This window comes from Clostridium lapidicellarium, from assembly GCF_041224415.1.
GTDB classification, from domain to species: domain Bacteria; phylum Bacillota; class Clostridia; order Clostridiales; family Clostridiaceae; genus Clostridium_B; species Clostridium_B lapidicellarium.
Window position 1 is genome coordinate 40104 of the sequence record NZ_JBGFFE010000021.1, and the last position, 15508, is coordinate 55611.

A 15508-nucleotide genomic window follows, 5' to 3' on the forward strand; every position below is an offset into this window, starting at 1 on the left:
TTAAATTAAATGTTTGATGTAAGTTGAGAAAGGAGTAAGGTATCAATGCGTGGGAAATTTATAGCTGGTGCAATAATCGGTGCAGCAGTGGGAATGATGGTAATGCCGGAATTGAGGATGTCAAACAGAAGAAAGATGAAAAGAGCTTCCAGACGTCTTAAGGATACTGCAGATGACATGATGGATTGGATGAAGTAATAGTTATAATTTAACATAGAATAAATTTTGATGTGCATTTTATCATAATATTTTGAATATGATGGTGAAATGTGCATTTTGTTTTATTTTAAATTATGGTATTTTTTAAAAAAATTTTATCCTATTATAAAAATATGGTATAATAAGATAAAAGCTTAGTAAAAATTTTAATTTGGTTAAAATTTATGTTCTTATTTAGGGCAAAGGAAGAGTGAATCATGGAAATACTTTCTTTAGGAGAGAAAATAAAAAAGAGAAGGAAAGAATTGAATATGACTTTGAAGGATTTGGCAGGAGACAGAATTACACCTGGACAAATAAGTCTTGTAGAATCTGGAAAGTCGAATCCAAGTATGGATTTGTTGGAATATTTGGCTTCGGAATTGAAAACTTCTGTTGAATATCTAATGGAGTCTGAGGAAACCCAGGCAGAAAAGATTTGTACTTATTTTGAAAATATAACTGAATCCTGTATAATAAGTGAAAATTTAATTCAAGCAGAACAGTATATTGAAAAAGCCCTGTATTTTGCGGATAAATATGGTTTGGAATATAAAAAAGCAAAAAACCTCTATTTAAAAGGTGTAGTACACATGACTAAAGGTGACTATCTGGTTTCACAGCAATTTTTTTTGTCGGCCAATGGAATATTTATTAAAAATAATAATTATGAGCAGATTATAAAGACTTTTATCAATTTGGGGAAGATAACAATGGAATTAAAATCCTACCACTCTTCTTGCAGCTATTTTCAACAGGCTGAAAATGTATATAATGAAAATAAAATAGAAAATGATTTTTTAGTAGGAGAGATATATTATTGTATAGCATGTGCGAATTTCAAACTGGAAAATATGAAAAAGGCTATAAACTATTCCTATTTGGCCAAGGAAAAATTTAATCAATTAGATAATAAAAAGGAATATGCCAATACACTTTTTTTACTGGCTGAAGAGTATAGCAAGAAAGAAGATATGGATAATGCTATAAAATATTCTAAGAATGCATTGGAAGTGTATAAAAAATTAAATGACTCTATGAATATTGCTAAAATTGAAAATAATTTGGGAAAATTATTTTATCAGTTCGATAATATTGAAGAATCTTTTATCCATTTGAATAAAGCAAAAGAGTTGAGAATAAAACTAAAAGACAGCGACGTTATAACGACCTTGATAGATATATGTGAAAATTATATAAAGCTAAAGGATGTTAAAAATTCCAAAAAAGTTCTTGAGGAAATAATGGACAGAGTGGATGAGGGAAATGATAAGACTTTGGTGTATTATTATTTATTGAAGTTTAGAATAGATATGCTGGAATCCAATAAAAAAGAAGCGGAAAATACATTGATCATGGCACTGAATTTTGCCAATAATATGGATTATACTGCAGAAGCTGCCAGAATATCAATATTACTGGGTAAATTTTATATAGAAAATAATTTAAATGAACAAGCTGCTAAATATTTGAATGAAGGTGTTGAAGATTTTAAAAAAATAGGTTTGTTAAGGGATTCTTAAATAGAACAGGTGAGAATTATGGAAATACTTTCTACTGGGCAAAAAATTAAAAGAGCCAGGATATACAAGGGGTATACCCTAAAAAAATTGTGTGGCGACAAGATTTCTGTTTCAAAAATGAGCTGCATAGAAAATGATAAAATAAAACCGGAACAGTGGGTTTTAAAATTTGTGTCGAATAAACTTGAAATTGATGTTGAATATTTAAAGCAGGATGTTAAAAGCCAGATAATTAAAAATATAAAAGACATATCTAAAGGTTCCCCGGGAGAAAATTATGAAAAATTGCTTCAATATAATTTGAAATTTGCGGAGGATTACTCTTATGTAGACTTATGTTTTACCATAATGCATATGCTTTTTAATTATTATTTAGATAAAAAACAGTTTGGAAAGTTGCAATTTATAATTTCAAATTATTATGATTATTTGCAGAAATGTTTTTCCGATAGAGGAAGTTCGATTTATTATATGGATATTGCCAGATATTTTTATGTCTACGGAGAATTTTCTCAAGCTTTGAATTATTATGACAAGGTGATTCAAATTTGTCAGGAAAAGGGATATGGCGAGTGCCTCTTAAAAGCTATGTATTATGAAGCTAACTGTTATATCAAAATGCAGTATTATGATAAAGCATATGAATTGGCAGCGAAAATTATGGATTTGATGGATTCAGATTCAATGCAGGAAGATATAGAAAATGTACGGATCTATCATATGCTTGCCATACTTTCGTTGAAAATGGACATAACCAAATTTGGCAGGTATGAAAAAAAAGTATATGAACTTTATGGAGACGATTTAAAAGGCAAATCTGAAGCAATGGTTGATTATGCCCGAATATTATTTAATTTAGGTAAGAAGGGCAGTGCACTGGATTGTGTAGAAAAATCACTGGAGATATATCCAAGAGACAATGTAAGGGAATTGGACCATTTTATGCTTGTAAATGTAAATATACTGATGAAGAATAAAATTTTAAAGAAGGCACATACTCTATGCAATAAGGCTTTGGATTGTGCTATAAATTTAAATGATATAACTTTTATAGAGAAAGCATATTATTACAAAGCTCTGATATTATTGAAAGAAGGAGATTTTGCAAAGGGAGAGATGTGTATGAATCTTTCTTTAGACAATCTTCTTAAGTTTGGAAGCAGCAGAAGGATATATGAAAGATATATGGAAATGGGGAAGATGTATTACAAGTTAAACAATGTGAGAGAATCAATTAAATATTTTACTTTTGCCATAAATTTAAAAGAAAAATATGCATTGAGATGATTTATGCACCTGCAAAGTGGTATATTGATTTTGTGGGTAATTTTTGTATAATAAATTAATATATAATAATATTAAAGTAGAATAAACTGGAGAGGAGGATAAGTGTAAACACTTATTTAAGTTTTACACTAAATATTTATTATGGATATAAATAAGCTTACAGTAAAGGCACAGCAATCGATAAATGAGGCACAGCTTATAGCAGTGAGATATAATCATCAGCAGATAGATGTAATTCATTTGTTTTCAGCATTGGTATTTGAAAAAGATGGTTTGATTCCGAACATATTCGGGAAAATGTCTGTAGACGTGAAATCACTTGTGGATAATACGAAGAATGTCCTTGATAAAATGCCAAAAGTGCTTGGAGAAAGTGCACAAAGTAGTTCCCTCTATGCTACGAGGGGATTTGAAGATGTTTTTGTAAGGGCAGAGAGCACGGCTAGGAAATTCAAGGATTCATATGTAAGTGTAGAACATCTGATGATTGGCATTATGGAAGTTCATTCCCGGGATGTGGATATGATACTGCAAAAATTTAATATAACAAAAAGCAGATTTTTGGAAGCACTGTCTCAGGTCAGGGGCAATCAAAGAGTTGATAGTCAGGATCCAGAAGGTACTTATGATGCTTTGACCAAATATGGAAGAAATCTGACTGAAGAAGCTAAAAAGAACAAGCTTGATCCTGTAATAGGCAGAGATGATGAGATCAGGAGAGTAATTAGAATTATTTCAAGAAGAACTAAAAATAATCCTGTGCTCATAGGAGAGCCGGGAGTGGGGAAAACTGCCATAGTGGAAGGACTGGCGGAGAGGATCATAAGAGGAGATATACCTGAAGGACTGAAAAACAAGGTAATATTTTCCCTGGATATGGGTTCCTTAATTGCCGGGGCTAAATTTAGAGGTGAGTTTGAGGAAAGGTTAAAAGCTGTTTTAAAAGAAGTGGAAAAGAGTGAAGGAAAAATAATACTCTTCATAGATGAAATTCACAATATAGTTGGGGCCGGAAAGACGGAAGGATCTATGGATGCGGGAAATATTATAAAGCCAATGCTTGCAAGGGGAGAACTTCACTGTATAGGAGCCACTACTTTTGATGAATATAGAAAATATATAGAAAAGGACAAAGCACTTGAGAGAAGATTCCAGCCGGTGGTTATAGATGAACCCAGTGTTGAAGATTCCATTTCTATATTGAGAGGCCTTAAAGAAAAATTTGAAATATACCACGGCATAAGAATTCATGATTCTGCCATAGTGGCAGCGGCAAAGCTTTCCAGCAGATATATAACTGACAGATATCTTCCGGATAAAGCCATAGATTTGATCGACGAGGCATGTGCTATGATAAGGACGGAGATTGACAGCGTACCTACTGAAATGGATGATGTCAGAAGAAAATTATTTCAGTTGAAAATTGAAAAGAAAGCGCTGTCCAAGGAAAAAGATAAAGCTTCTGTAGAAAGACTCAGGACAGTGGAAAAAGAACTAAATGATTTGAAGGATAAAGACAATGAACTTACAGCCAAATATGAAAAGGAAAAGTCAAATATAACCGGTGTCAGGGATTTGAAGAAACAGCTGGATGAAGCAAGGGGTCAGATTGAAAAGGCAAAGAGAGAATATGATTTGAATAGAGTTGCGGAATTGAAATATGGAACTATACCTAAATTGGAGAGAAAAATAGAGAAAGAAGAAAATACAATAAAGGAAAACAATGAGACTGCCATGTTGAAGGAAGAAGTTACGGAACAGGAAATATCTCAGATCGTATCTAAATGGACGGGAATTCCGGTGTCTAGATTAGTGGAGGGAGAAAGGCAAAAACTTATTAACCTGGAAGATGAACTTTCAAAAAGAGTCATAGGACAAAAGGAAGCTGTCAAGGCTGTTTCTGATGCTGTTATAAGGGCAAGATCGGGAATGAAGGATCCAAAGAGGCCCATAGGTTCATTTATATTTTTAGGTCCTACAGGAGTGGGAAAGACTGAACTAGCCAAAACTCTTGCCAGAGCTTTATTTGATAGTGAGGATAATATGATTAGAATAGACATGTCGGAGTATATGGAAAAGTATTCCGTTTCCAGACTTATAGGAGCTCCTCCGGGATATGTTGGCTATGAGGAGGGAGGTCAGCTTACAGAGGCAGTCAGGAGAAAGCCTTATAGTGTAATATTGTTTGATGAAATAGAGAAGGCACACAGCGACGTCTTTAATATATTTCTACAGATACTTGACGATGGAAGACTTACGGATAATCAAGGCAAGGTAGTTGATTTTAAAAATTGCATTATAATCATGACCTCCAATATAGGGAGCAGCTATTTGCTTGAGAACAAGAGTTCTGCGGGAATAGACGAAGATATAAAAAATAAAGTGATGAATGACATGAAATTGAAGTTTAAACCAGAATTCTTAAACAGGCTTGACGATATTATAATGTTCAAACCATTGAACACCGTGGAGATTAAATCCATAATAGATATATTTTTGAAGGATATAGAAAACAGGTTAAAGGATAAGAATATCTATATAGAAATAACCGATAGAGCTAAAGACGTTATAGCAAGAGAAGGGTATGATCCGGTTTATGGAGCCAGACCTTTAAAGAGATATATGGAAAATGTGCTTGAAACATCTATTGCCAAGAAGATAATTAAAGGTGACATTTATGAAGGCTGTAAAATAAGAGTAGACTACGATAATGATAAATTTGAGATAGAGAGAATATAGAGAACCACTAAAATTGAATATCTAAATTAGGTGTTATTTAAGAATAAGTAAAAGGAAAAGTCAAATACTGCAGTCCACGCTACTGTATGGAGGATGAAACTTTATTATGTCACTGGATATATAAATCTGGGAAGACCAAGGAGTAAGATGAATCTGAGCCAGGAAGCCTGCCTAATATATATATGTTGATTCCTTCGGGGAAAGGAAGAGATGTTATGCTTTAAATTCATTAAATTGAGTTTTATAGCAGTATATATTTGGGGGGAGGGTATGTTTTTTGAAAAAAGATAATGTATTTATTACTGGGTATGCAAAACTTCCGAAGGGGATAACAGCAGCCGAAATTTACAATGAAATTGTCATAGGGATCATTGTGAACAGGTATTCTGGTGAAATACAGGACATGGAATGCTCTTTTGTGACTGATACTGCGAAAAAATATGCTAAAGAATTATTGATAGGGAAGAATTTGAATAATATCAAGGAAATTGTATCGGATATAGAAGATAATTATTTTGGAATGGCAAAAAAATCTTTTATAGCGGTATTGATAAATTGCCACGAAAGGTATAAAATAATATTGAGTAAAAGATGTAAATAAAAAATAAAAATAAAAAAGCCATTTTATTACGATATAAGGGTAAGACCTTTATATGAAAGTAATGAAAGTAACGGCGTGAGTATATTCTTCAATGTACTTGGGCCGTTTTTTGTTTTTCTATTATACATATCCAGATCAAAAAGGAAGGGAGGACATAGAGTATAAATTAAAAAATTTAATAAATAATATAATTATGTTAATTATTTAATAGAGAAGGGGATAGTATGATTACGGATAGGATAAAAAATAAAGAGCTTCTAAAACGTATAGGTACACCTAATGATGCTGCTGAACTTATCAAGGACGGTATGACTGTCGGGACCAGCGGTTTTACGTTTTCAGGTTATCCTAAGTCGGTACCTATGGCACTGGCAAAGAGGATAAAAAATGGCGAGAAAATTAAAATCAATTTGTACACAGGTGCCTCTGTAGGTGATGAGCTGGATGGAGAACTAGCCAGAGTTGGGGCAATCAAAAAAAGGTTTCCATATCAGACGCACAAGGATGTAAGAAATGCTATCAATGCAGGTAAAATAGATTATGTAGACGCCCACCTCAGCATGTCACCTCAAATGGTAGACTATGGATTTATGGGTAAAATCGACGTGGCCATAGTTGAAGCCGTAGGTATAACTGAAGAAGGTTATATAATACCAACTACATCTGTGGGAAATTCACCTACATACGTTAAAGATGCAGATATTGTGATTGTGGAGATAAATGAAACTCAGCCAACTTCGCTTATAGGGACACATGATATATATATCCCTGAGAAACCGCCTTATAGACAGCCCATACCTATAACTCACGTGGCAGACCGAATAGGTACGGATTATATAGAAGTCGATCCCGATAAGATAAAATGTATAGTTTTCAGTGATATAAAAGATAATATTAGAAAAGTGGCACCAATAAGTGAAACAAGCAGAAAAATGGCTGGAAATTTAATAGATTTTCTTGAAAATGAAGTTAAGCAGGGAAGACTTCCCGAAAATTTGCTGCCGCTCCAGTCAGGAGTTGGCTCTGTTGCAAATGCAGTACTTGCAGGGTTGAAAGAATCCAGATTTAATAATTTGGAGATATATACTGAAGTTGCACAGGATTCAGTGTTCAATTTGATGGATGAAGGCAAGATTTCAGTGGCTTCTGCTACATCTGTTTCTTTCTCTGAAGAGGGACAGAAAAAATTTTATGACAAAATCGATGAGTACAGAAAGAAACTCATATTGAGACCTGAAGAGATAAGCAATAATCCTGAAGTAATCAGAAGACTCGGGGTAATAGCTATGAATACGGCCATAGAAGCTGACATATATGGCAATGTAAATTCAAGTCAGATAATGGGTTCCAGAATGATGAACGGAATAGGCGGTTCAGGAGATTTTACGAGGAGTTCCTATATATCCATATTCACGACGGAATCAGTTGCTAAAAATGGTGAAATATCCTCTATAGTTCCAATGGTACCTCATTGTGATCATTCGGAACATGATGTAGATGTAATAGTTACAGAACAGGGTGTAGCCGATTTAAGAGGGTTGTCTCCAAAAGAAAAGGCTAGAGTCATAATAGAAAATTGCAGCCATCCTTATTACAGACCATTTCTTAAAGATTATTTTAAAAGAGCATGTCAAGGCAAGAATATTCATACACCAGTTTTGCTCAAGGAAGCGTTATCCTGGCATGAAAGATTCCAGGAAACTGGCAGCATGAAATTTAAAACTGATAAATCAAGTCCAGAAGAATAAAGAAAAGGGGTTAGAAAATGTTTAAGGAAGAAAAAGTTAATGAAGTAAAAGCCAAGAAAAAAGAGTGGGAAGAGGGAACTCTTAAAAAAACAGTTACTAGATTCCCAGAGAGAAAGAAATCCTTTAAAACCACATCGGGTATAGAAGTTAAAAGACTTTATACACCTGAAGATGTACAGAATTTAGACTATAATGAAAAACTTTCATTTCCAGGAGAATACCCTTATACAAGAGGTGTTCAGCCTACTATGTACAGAGGTAAGCTCTGGACAATGAGGCAGTATGCAGGTTTTGCTACTGCAGAGGAATCAAACAAGAGATATAAATATCTTTTGTCGCAGGGCCAGACAGGACTTAGTGTAGCTTTTGATCTGCCTACGCAAATAGGTTATGATTCCGATCACGAACTTGCAGAAGGTGAAGTTGGAAAAGTTGGAGTTGCCATAGATTCTCTTAAAGATATGGAAACACTTTTTAATGGAATACCACTGGATAAAGTAAGTACTTCCATGACAATAAATGCTCCGGCTTCAATATTGCTTGCTATGTATATAGCTGTAGCAGAAAAGCAGGGAGTAGCTCCTGAAAAATTAAGGGGCACTATTCAGAATGATATTTTGAAAGAGTATGTGGCAAGAGGAACGTATATATTCCCGGTTCAACCATCTATGGGACTTATCACACATATATTTGAATACTGCTCGAAGAATCTTCCAAAATGGAATACAATATCCATTTCAGGGTATCACATAAGGGAAGCAGGTTCCACTGCCGTACAGGAAGTTGCATTTACGATTGCAGATGGAATTGCTTACGTGGAAGCGGCCATAAAAGCAGGTCTTGACGTTGATAAATTTGCCCCTAGGCTGTCATTCTTCTTTAATGCAAACAATGGGTTATTCCAGGAAATTGCTAAATTCAGGGCAGCAAGAAGAATATGGGCAAAGATCATGAAAGAGAGATTTCATGCTAAGAATCCTAAATCGTTAAAATTGAGGTTCCATACACAGACAGGAGGATGCACTCTTACAGCACAGCAGCCTGATAATAATATAGTAAGAGTTACTCTGCAGGCGCTTTCAGCTGTACTTGGAGGTACACAATCCCTTCACACAAATTCAAAAGATGAAGCACTGGCACTTCCTACCCAGGATTCAGTAAGAGTTGCACTTAGAACACAGCAGATCATAGCTTATGAAAGTGAAGTACCAGATACCATAGATCCTCTGGCAGGTTCCTATTATGTAGAAGCTCTGACGGATGAGACAGAGAAAAAGGCAATGGAATATATAAATAAGATAGATGAGCTGGGCGGAGCAGCAAAGGCAATTGAAAAAGGGTATGTACAAAAAGAAATAGAAGACAGCTCCTATGAATATCAGAAACAAGTAGAATCTGGAGAACAGGTTGTTGTCGGAATGAATAAATTCCAGATAAAAGAGGAACCACCAAAGGGACTTCTGAAAGTTGATCCTTCTGTAGGTGAAAAACAAAAGGAAAAATTGAAACAGTTAAAGGCTGAAAGAGATTCAAAAGCTGTAGGCGAAAAACTTACTTCACTTGAAAATGCAGCTAAAAAAGGAGATAACCTGATGCCTTTCATAATTGATGCTGTAAAACAATATGCTACCTTGGGTGAAATATGTGATGTCCTTAGGGGAGTATTTGGAGAATATAAATAAATTAAGAAGTAAGGGGAGATTTTAGATATGGATAGACCAATAAGAGTTTTAGTGGCAAAACCTGGATTAGACGGACATGACAGGGGAGCTAAAGTAATAGCAAGGGCACTTAGAGATGCCGGAATGGAAGTTATATATACAGGACTTAGACAGACACCAAATCAGATTGCAGAAGCAGCAGTACAGGAAGACGTGGACTGTGTTGCAATGAGTATATTATCAGGAGCACATAATACGCTTTTTCCTAAAGTGGTAAAATTGCTCAAGGAAAAAGGAGCAGGCGATGTCCTTGTCATAGGAGGCGGAGTTATACCTGAAGAGGATATACCAGGATTGGAGAAAGCAGGAGTAAAAGCTATCTTTACACCGGGAACAAAGACCTCTGACACAGTCGACTATATTAGAAAAAATGTCAAGCTGAACTAAGTTAAAGGGTGAGTATGATGGATATTGAAGATATTAAAAGAGGTGTTGTGAGCGGTCAAAAAAGAGCCGCTGCAAAATTAATAACCATGATGGAAAATGAAGACAGCAGATCTCTTGAACTTATGAAAGATCTATACCATCTGACTGGAAGGGCCAAAGTAATAGGAATAACTGGCCCTCCAGGAGCTGGTAAAAGTACAGTGACAGATCAGATAGCAAAACTCATCAGAAAACAGGGCAAAAAGGTGGGGATCATAGCGGTTGATCCTACGAGCCCTTTTTCACATGGAGCAATACTTGGAGATAGGGTCAGAATGAATGATCTCAATACCGATTCGGGGGTATTTATAAGAAGCATGGGTACGAGAGGAGCCCTCGGAGGACTTTCTGATGCAGTATATGGAACTGTAAATATCCTGGATATTTTTGGCATGGACTATATATTTATTGAAACTGTGGGTGTAGGGCAGTCTGAAGTGGATATAGTTAAAGTAGCTGATGTTGTAGTTATGATAATGGTTCCAGGTCTTGGCGATGATATACAGACAATGAAAGCAGGAATAATGGAAATAGGAGATATATTTGCAGTCAACAAGTCGGATAAGGAAGGTGCCCAGCGTACAGCGGCAGAGATAGAGGCCATGTTGAGCTTCAGCGACAAAGGAGGGAAACTACCTCCCGTACTGAACATAACTGCAAAGGACAATACTGGAATTGACAAATTGCTTTCAGCTATAGATGAATGCTATGACAGTATGGTGTCGGAGGGAACATTGGAAGAGAGAAAGAAATCCAAGTTGAAGGAAAAAATAATTTTTATATTGAAAAACAATCTGGTAAAATCTGCCTTAAAACTGGATTATAAAACGGGTATGTTGAAAAAACTTGTGGAGGATGTGTTTAATAAAAAGATTGATCCTTACACTGCATCCGATACATTATATAAAAATTTTAAAATGGGAGATGAAAAATAACATGAGTATTGATTTGAAAAAGATAGATCATGTTGGAATTGCTGTAAAGAGCATCAAGGAGTCATTGAAATTTTATGAGGGTGTCTTGGGACTTAAATGCACAGGGACTGAGGAAGTAAAATCTCAGAAAGTAATAACAGCTTTTGTACCTATTGGAGAGAGTGAGTTTGAGCTTCTAGAACCTACAAGCGACGACAGCCCCATAGCAAAATTCATTGCAAAAAAGAGAGAGGGAATACAGCATATTGCAGTTAGAGTGGATGATGTTGCGGCAGCATTGGAAGAACTTAAAAAACAGGGTATGAGGCTCATAGATGAAAAACCAAGACCTGGTGCGGGCGGTGCACAGATTGCTTTTGTACATCCAAAGACCACACATGGCGTGCTGCTGGAACTCTGCCAGAAATAATAATTTTGTTTATTAAGGAGAGAGGAATATGAGCAAGATTGACAAACTTATAGAGGACAAGAAGAAAATTGAAAAGGGTGGAGGTCAGGCTAGAATCGACAAACAGCACAAAAAGGGAAAGATGTTTGCCAGAGAGAGAATAGACTACCTTCTGGATAAGGGAAGTTTTGTTGAAATTGGAGTATTTGTAAGCCATAGATGCACCAATTTTGGCATGGAAAAAGTTGAGATACCAGATGAAGGTGTAGTAACCGGATATGGAACAATTAATGGAAGGCTTGTCTATGTATATGCCCAGGATTTTACCTCAACAGGTGGAGCTCTTGGAGAAATGCATGCTAAAAAAATGTGCAACGTAATGGATTTAGCTATGAAGGCAGGAGCACCTGTAATTGGTATAAATGATTCTGGTGGAGCTAGAATCCAAGAAGGTGTAGATGCCCTTTCGGGTTATGGAAATATATTCTACAGGAATACAAAGGCATCCGGAGTGATACCTCAGATTTCTATGATAATGGGACCTTGTGCAGGAGGTGCAGTTTATTCGCCGGCACTTACAGATTTCATATTCATGGTGGATAAAACAAGTCAGATGTTTATAACAGGGCCTAAAGTTTTAAAAACAGTTACAGGAGAGGACGTAACTGTAGAGGATTTAGGCGGGGCAGCAGCTCACAACACGAAATCGGGAGTTGCACATTTTGAAGCTGCAGATGAAAAGACTTCATTTGATCAGGTGAAGAAATTATTGTCCTATTTACCATCAAACAATATGGAAAATCCACCGGAAGTTCAAGTAAATGATGATGTAAACAGGGCAATTCCTGAACTTGACACTATAATCCCTGACAATCCAAATAAGCCTTATGATATGAAAGATATAATAAACAAGGTAATAGATAAGGACAGTTTCTTTGAAGTGCAGGAAAGATATGCCCAGAACATTATAATAGGTTTTGGAAGGATGAACGGAAGGAGTATAGGCATAATAGCCAATCAGCCTAAGATGCTTGCAGGGTGCCTTGATATAAATGCTTCAGATAAGGCTGCGAGATTTATAAGGACCTGTGATGCCTTCAATATTCCAATTTTGAATATAGTGGATGTACCGGGATTTTTACCTGGCAAGAATCAGGAACATGGAGGAATAATAAGACATGGAGCTAAAATGCTGTATGCATATTCTGAAGCTACCGTTCCAAAAGTAACTATGATTGTAAGAAAAGCTTACGGAGGTTCTTATTTGGCAATGTGCAGTAAGGATCTGGGAGCAGATATAGTATATGCTTGGCCATCAGCAGAAATAGCTGTAATGGGACCTGATGGGGCGGCAAATATTGTATTTAAGAAACAGATTAGGGCCGCATCTGATCCGGAATCCGAAAGACGTACCAGGGTAAAAGAATATAAAGACGATTTTGCTAATCCGTATATGGCAGCAAAGAGGGGATATGTGGACGATGTAATAGTACCATCAGAGTCCAGACAAAGATTGGCAGCGGCTTTTGAGATGTTAAAGGATAAAAGGGAGAGCTGCCCTCCAAAGAAACACGGCAATATACCTGTATAAAAAAAGGGTATAAGAGGAGGTTTTTTATGTCTGATTTATTGATTTTAATAGTTGCAGTTATTTTAATGCTATTGTTGTTTAAGTTTACGCCCCCTCATTACAAGCCGTCGAAGGACAACAATACGGAAGTTAGTAATGCAACTAGCGTGAAGAAACAAAATGTAGCAAATGAAAATGTAAGTGGTGAAGAAGAGGGAGAACTGATAGCTGTTATAACGGCTGCAGTGGCGGCAGCTATGGGAACTTCCACTTCCCACGTATTTATAAGAAATGTAAAAAGAGTAGTACCGGTTGTTTCACCATGGACTACTGCAGGACGTCGAGAGCAGATGAAACCACTAAATCGTAACAAGAAGACGTGGAGAATAAATGAAGGCATTAATTTGTAAGGAGAATGAATTATGAGAAAGTTTAATATTACTGTAAATGGAAAATCATACGAAGTTGAAGTAGATGAAGTAATGGAAACTTCAACAACAGCGGCGTCTGAACCAAAAGCAAAAGCAGCGCCGGCACCTAAACCAAAAGTAGCACCAGCACCTAAGAAGGCTGAACCTGTAAAGAAACAAGCTCCAGCAGCAAGTGGCGGAGGAGAAACAGTTGCAAGTCCTATGCCCGGGACAGTGCTGGACATAAAGATAAAAGAAGGAGATACAGTTAAAAAAGATGATGTCCTCTTTATATTGGAAGCCATGAAAATGCAAAATGAAATAAGAGCTTCAAAAGGTGGAACTGTGGCAAAGATATCAGTTACTAAAGGGGCTTCGGTAAATACAGGAGACACTCTAGCAGTATTAAAATAGCACCGGTTATTTACAAAACAACATACACAGTCTTATGATAGTTTGAATTTGAAATAGGGAGGTAAAAAAATGATATCAGATTCTGTTTCAGGTGCAGTTATTATCTCCATAGTTGATATGATACTGCTGCTTTTTTTCCTATATGTTATAGGTTTGATTTTGAAATTACTCCCATTAGTTAATAAATTTCACTTAAAATCTCATGGGAGGGAAAAACATGATAATACTTAATGCCCTGCATTCGATGCTTGAAGCTACATCATTAATACATCTGACAGCAGGAAACGTATTTCTTATTATAATAGGTATGGTTATGATTTACCTGGCAATAGTTAAAAAATACGAGCCTTTTTTACTGTTGCCAATAGGTTTTGCGTGCATAGTGGCAAATATACCTGGAAATCAGCTTATGAAACCTAATGGACTTTTTAGTATATTCTATTTGGGAGTTTCTAAAGTGATTTATCCACCGCTTATATTTCTTGGTGTGGGTGCCATGACAGATTTTGGACCGATGATTGCAAATCCCGGAATCATGATACTTGGTGCCTTTGCCCATGTGGGAATATTTATAGCACTTATAGGTGCCAAAATACTTCACTTTACATTGGCTGAAGCAGGTGCCATAGGGATAATAGGTGGAGCAGACGGTCCTATGGCCATATATGTTACACAGACATTGGCTCCCCATTTGATGGCACAGATTTCTGTGGCGGCTTATTCTTACATGGCTCTTATGCCGCTTATACAGCCTCCAATTATGAAATGGCTTACCACTCATGATGAAAGAAATATAATGATGAAACAGGTAAGGGTAGTGACAAAGAGAGAAAAAATATGTTTCTCTATACTGATAACGACGATAATTGATTTGCTGCTTCCACCTATAGCACCACTTGTAACAATGCTGATGTTTGGTAATCTTCTTAAGGAATCGGGAGTTGTAGATAGACTTGCTAAAACTGCCGGTGGTGCATTTATGGATGTAATCACTATATTACTTGCGTTGTCAATAGGTTCAACTATGTCAGCAAATACTTTCCTTACAGTAAAGACGCTTGAAATCATAGTACTTGGACTTGTGGCTTTCATGACAGGTACAGCAGGAGGTATCTGGGGAGGAAAGATTTTATGCAGGTTATCTCATGGAAGGATAAATCCGCTTATTGGATCGGCAGGTATAGCTTCGGTTCCAATTGCAGCCAGGGTTTCACACAGCGTAGCACTTCAGGAAAACAAATACAATTTCCTTGTAATGCATGCTATGGGACCTAATTTGGCAGGTGTGTTTGGAACTGCAATAGCAGGAGGTATACTCATAACTTTAATTCCTCATTAAACTAATTGGATTCCGTGCTGCACATAGCATAATATCTAGAGATGTAGTGCGGATTCAATTTCTATATTTTTATGCATTGACAAGTAGACAAGGGTTATAGAAAAATTTTTAGGTTAAACTGAGTTAAAACGTTAACACCAATATATATTTTGGGAGGGATTAGGAAAGTGAAAAAGGGATATATATTTATTATTTTAACTGCCATTTTA

Annotated in this window: 15 protein-coding genes and 1 riboswitch; all 15 genes read left to right on the forward strand. The window is 36.1% G+C overall.

Annotated elements, in window-relative coordinates:
• Positions 1-45 precede the first annotated feature (45 nt).
• Entirely contained in the window at positions 46-198 is a 153-nt protein-coding gene (locus tag AB8S09_RS12400) for a YtxH domain-containing protein (protein ID WP_294184292.1), read from the forward strand.
• Between the two features lie 218 nt (positions 199-416).
• A complete protein-coding gene (locus AB8S09_RS12405) occupies positions 417-1721 on the forward strand; it encodes a tetratricopeptide repeat protein (protein WP_369869255.1) in 1305 nt (434 codons plus the stop codon).
• An 18-nt stretch (positions 1722-1739) separates the two neighbouring features.
• Positions 1740-3008: a helix-turn-helix domain-containing protein gene (locus AB8S09_RS12410; protein WP_294184296.1), complete on the forward strand. Its 1269-nt coding sequence runs from the start codon at positions 1740-1742 to the stop codon at positions 3006-3008.
• A gap of 141 nt (positions 3009-3149) precedes the next feature.
• Complete coding sequence (gene clpB / locus AB8S09_RS12415) at positions 3150-5747, forward strand: ATP-dependent chaperone ClpB (protein WP_369869256.1); 2598 nt, start codon at positions 3150-3152, stop codon at positions 5745-5747.
• Between the two features lie 11 nt (positions 5748-5758).
• A riboswitch (cobalamin riboswitch) is annotated at positions 5759-5936 on the forward strand.
• A gap of 88 nt (positions 5937-6024) precedes the next feature.
• Positions 6025-6348 (forward strand): DUF3870 domain-containing protein, encoded by a 324-nt coding sequence (locus AB8S09_RS12420; protein WP_294184299.1) that lies wholly within the window; start codon positions 6025-6027, stop codon positions 6346-6348.
• Between the two features lie 224 nt (positions 6349-6572).
• Positions 6573-8096: a succinyl-CoA:acetate CoA-transferase ScpC gene (scpC, locus tag AB8S09_RS12425; protein ID WP_369869257.1), complete on the forward strand. Its 1524-nt coding sequence runs from the start codon at positions 6573-6575 to the stop codon at positions 8094-8096.
• 17 nt (positions 8097-8113) lie between these two features.
• Positions 8114-9778, forward strand: coding sequence for an acyl-CoA mutase large subunit family protein (locus AB8S09_RS12430; protein ID WP_294184303.1), 1665 nt, complete (start codon positions 8114-8116; stop codon positions 9776-9778).
• Positions 9779-9805: 27 nt separating this feature from the next.
• A complete protein-coding gene (locus AB8S09_RS12435; protein WP_294184305.1) occupies positions 9806-10204 on the forward strand; it encodes a cobalamin B12-binding domain-containing protein in 399 nt (132 codons plus the stop codon).
• A 14-nt stretch (positions 10205-10218) separates the two neighbouring features.
• A complete protein-coding gene (meaB, locus tag AB8S09_RS12440; RefSeq protein WP_294184307.1) occupies positions 10219-11178 on the forward strand; it encodes a methylmalonyl Co-A mutase-associated GTPase MeaB in 960 nt (319 codons plus the stop codon).
• A gap of 1 nt (position 11179) precedes the next feature.
• Entirely contained in the window at positions 11180-11587 is a 408-nt protein-coding gene (gene mce / locus AB8S09_RS12445) for a methylmalonyl-CoA epimerase (protein ID WP_294184310.1), read from the forward strand.
• 28 nt (positions 11588-11615) lie between these two features.
• Positions 11616-13157 (forward strand): acyl-CoA carboxylase subunit beta, encoded by a 1542-nt coding sequence (locus AB8S09_RS12450; RefSeq protein ID WP_294184312.1) that lies wholly within the window; start codon positions 11616-11618, stop codon positions 13155-13157.
• Between the two features lie 26 nt (positions 13158-13183).
• Positions 13184-13546, forward strand: coding sequence for an OadG family transporter subunit (locus tag AB8S09_RS12455; protein ID WP_294184318.1), 363 nt, complete (start codon positions 13184-13186; stop codon positions 13544-13546).
• A 12-nt stretch (positions 13547-13558) separates the two neighbouring features.
• Positions 13559-13960: a biotin/lipoyl-containing protein gene (locus AB8S09_RS12460; RefSeq protein WP_294184320.1), complete on the forward strand. Its 402-nt coding sequence runs from the start codon at positions 13559-13561 to the stop codon at positions 13958-13960.
• 69 nt (positions 13961-14029) lie between these two features.
• A complete protein-coding gene (locus AB8S09_RS12465) occupies positions 14030-14191 on the forward strand; it encodes a hypothetical protein (RefSeq protein ID WP_294184321.1) in 162 nt (53 codons plus the stop codon).
• Entirely contained in the window at positions 14178-15299 is a 1122-nt protein-coding gene (locus tag AB8S09_RS12470) for a sodium ion-translocating decarboxylase subunit beta (protein WP_294184323.1), read from the forward strand. The genes AB8S09_RS12465 and AB8S09_RS12470 overlap by 14 nt, the downstream gene beginning before the upstream one ends.
• The last annotated feature ends 209 nt before the right edge of the window (positions 15300-15508 follow it).

Bases quoted from the DNA above. Each gene is read 5' to 3' on its own strand.
- AB8S09_RS12400 (WP_294184292.1), top strand. From the start codon at position 46: ATGCGTGGGAAATTTATAGCTGGTGCAATAATCGGTGCAGCAGTGGGA.
- AB8S09_RS12405 (WP_369869255.1), top strand. From the start codon at position 417: ATGGAAATACTTTCTTTAGGAGAGAAAATAAAAAAGAGAAGGAAAGAA.
- AB8S09_RS12410 (WP_294184296.1), top strand. From the start codon at position 1,740: ATGGAAATACTTTCTACTGGGCAAAAAATTAAAAGAGCCAGGATATAC.
- clpB (WP_369869256.1), top strand. From the start codon at position 3,150: ATGGATATAAATAAGCTTACAGTAAAGGCACAGCAATCGATAAATGAG.
- scpC (WP_369869257.1), top strand. From the start codon at position 6,573: ATGATTACGGATAGGATAAAAAATAAAGAGCTTCTAAAACGTATAGGT.
- AB8S09_RS12430 (WP_294184303.1), top strand. From the start codon at position 8,114: ATGTTTAAGGAAGAAAAAGTTAATGAAGTAAAAGCCAAGAAAAAAGAG.
- AB8S09_RS12435 (WP_294184305.1), top strand. From the start codon at position 9,806: ATGGATAGACCAATAAGAGTTTTAGTGGCAAAACCTGGATTAGACGGA.
- meaB (WP_294184307.1), top strand. From the start codon at position 10,219: ATGATGGATATTGAAGATATTAAAAGAGGTGTTGTGAGCGGTCAAAAA.
- mce (WP_294184310.1), top strand. From the start codon at position 11,180: ATGAGTATTGATTTGAAAAAGATAGATCATGTTGGAATTGCTGTAAAG.
- AB8S09_RS12450 (WP_294184312.1), top strand. From the start codon at position 11,616: ATGAGCAAGATTGACAAACTTATAGAGGACAAGAAGAAAATTGAAAAG.
- AB8S09_RS12455 (WP_294184318.1), top strand. From the start codon at position 13,184: ATGTCTGATTTATTGATTTTAATAGTTGCAGTTATTTTAATGCTATTG.
- AB8S09_RS12460 (WP_294184320.1), top strand. From the start codon at position 13,559: ATGAGAAAGTTTAATATTACTGTAAATGGAAAATCATACGAAGTTGAA.
- AB8S09_RS12465 (WP_294184321.1), top strand. From the start codon at position 14,030: ATGATATCAGATTCTGTTTCAGGTGCAGTTATTATCTCCATAGTTGAT.
- AB8S09_RS12470 (WP_294184323.1), top strand. From the start codon at position 14,178: ATGATAATACTTAATGCCCTGCATTCGATGCTTGAAGCTACATCATTA.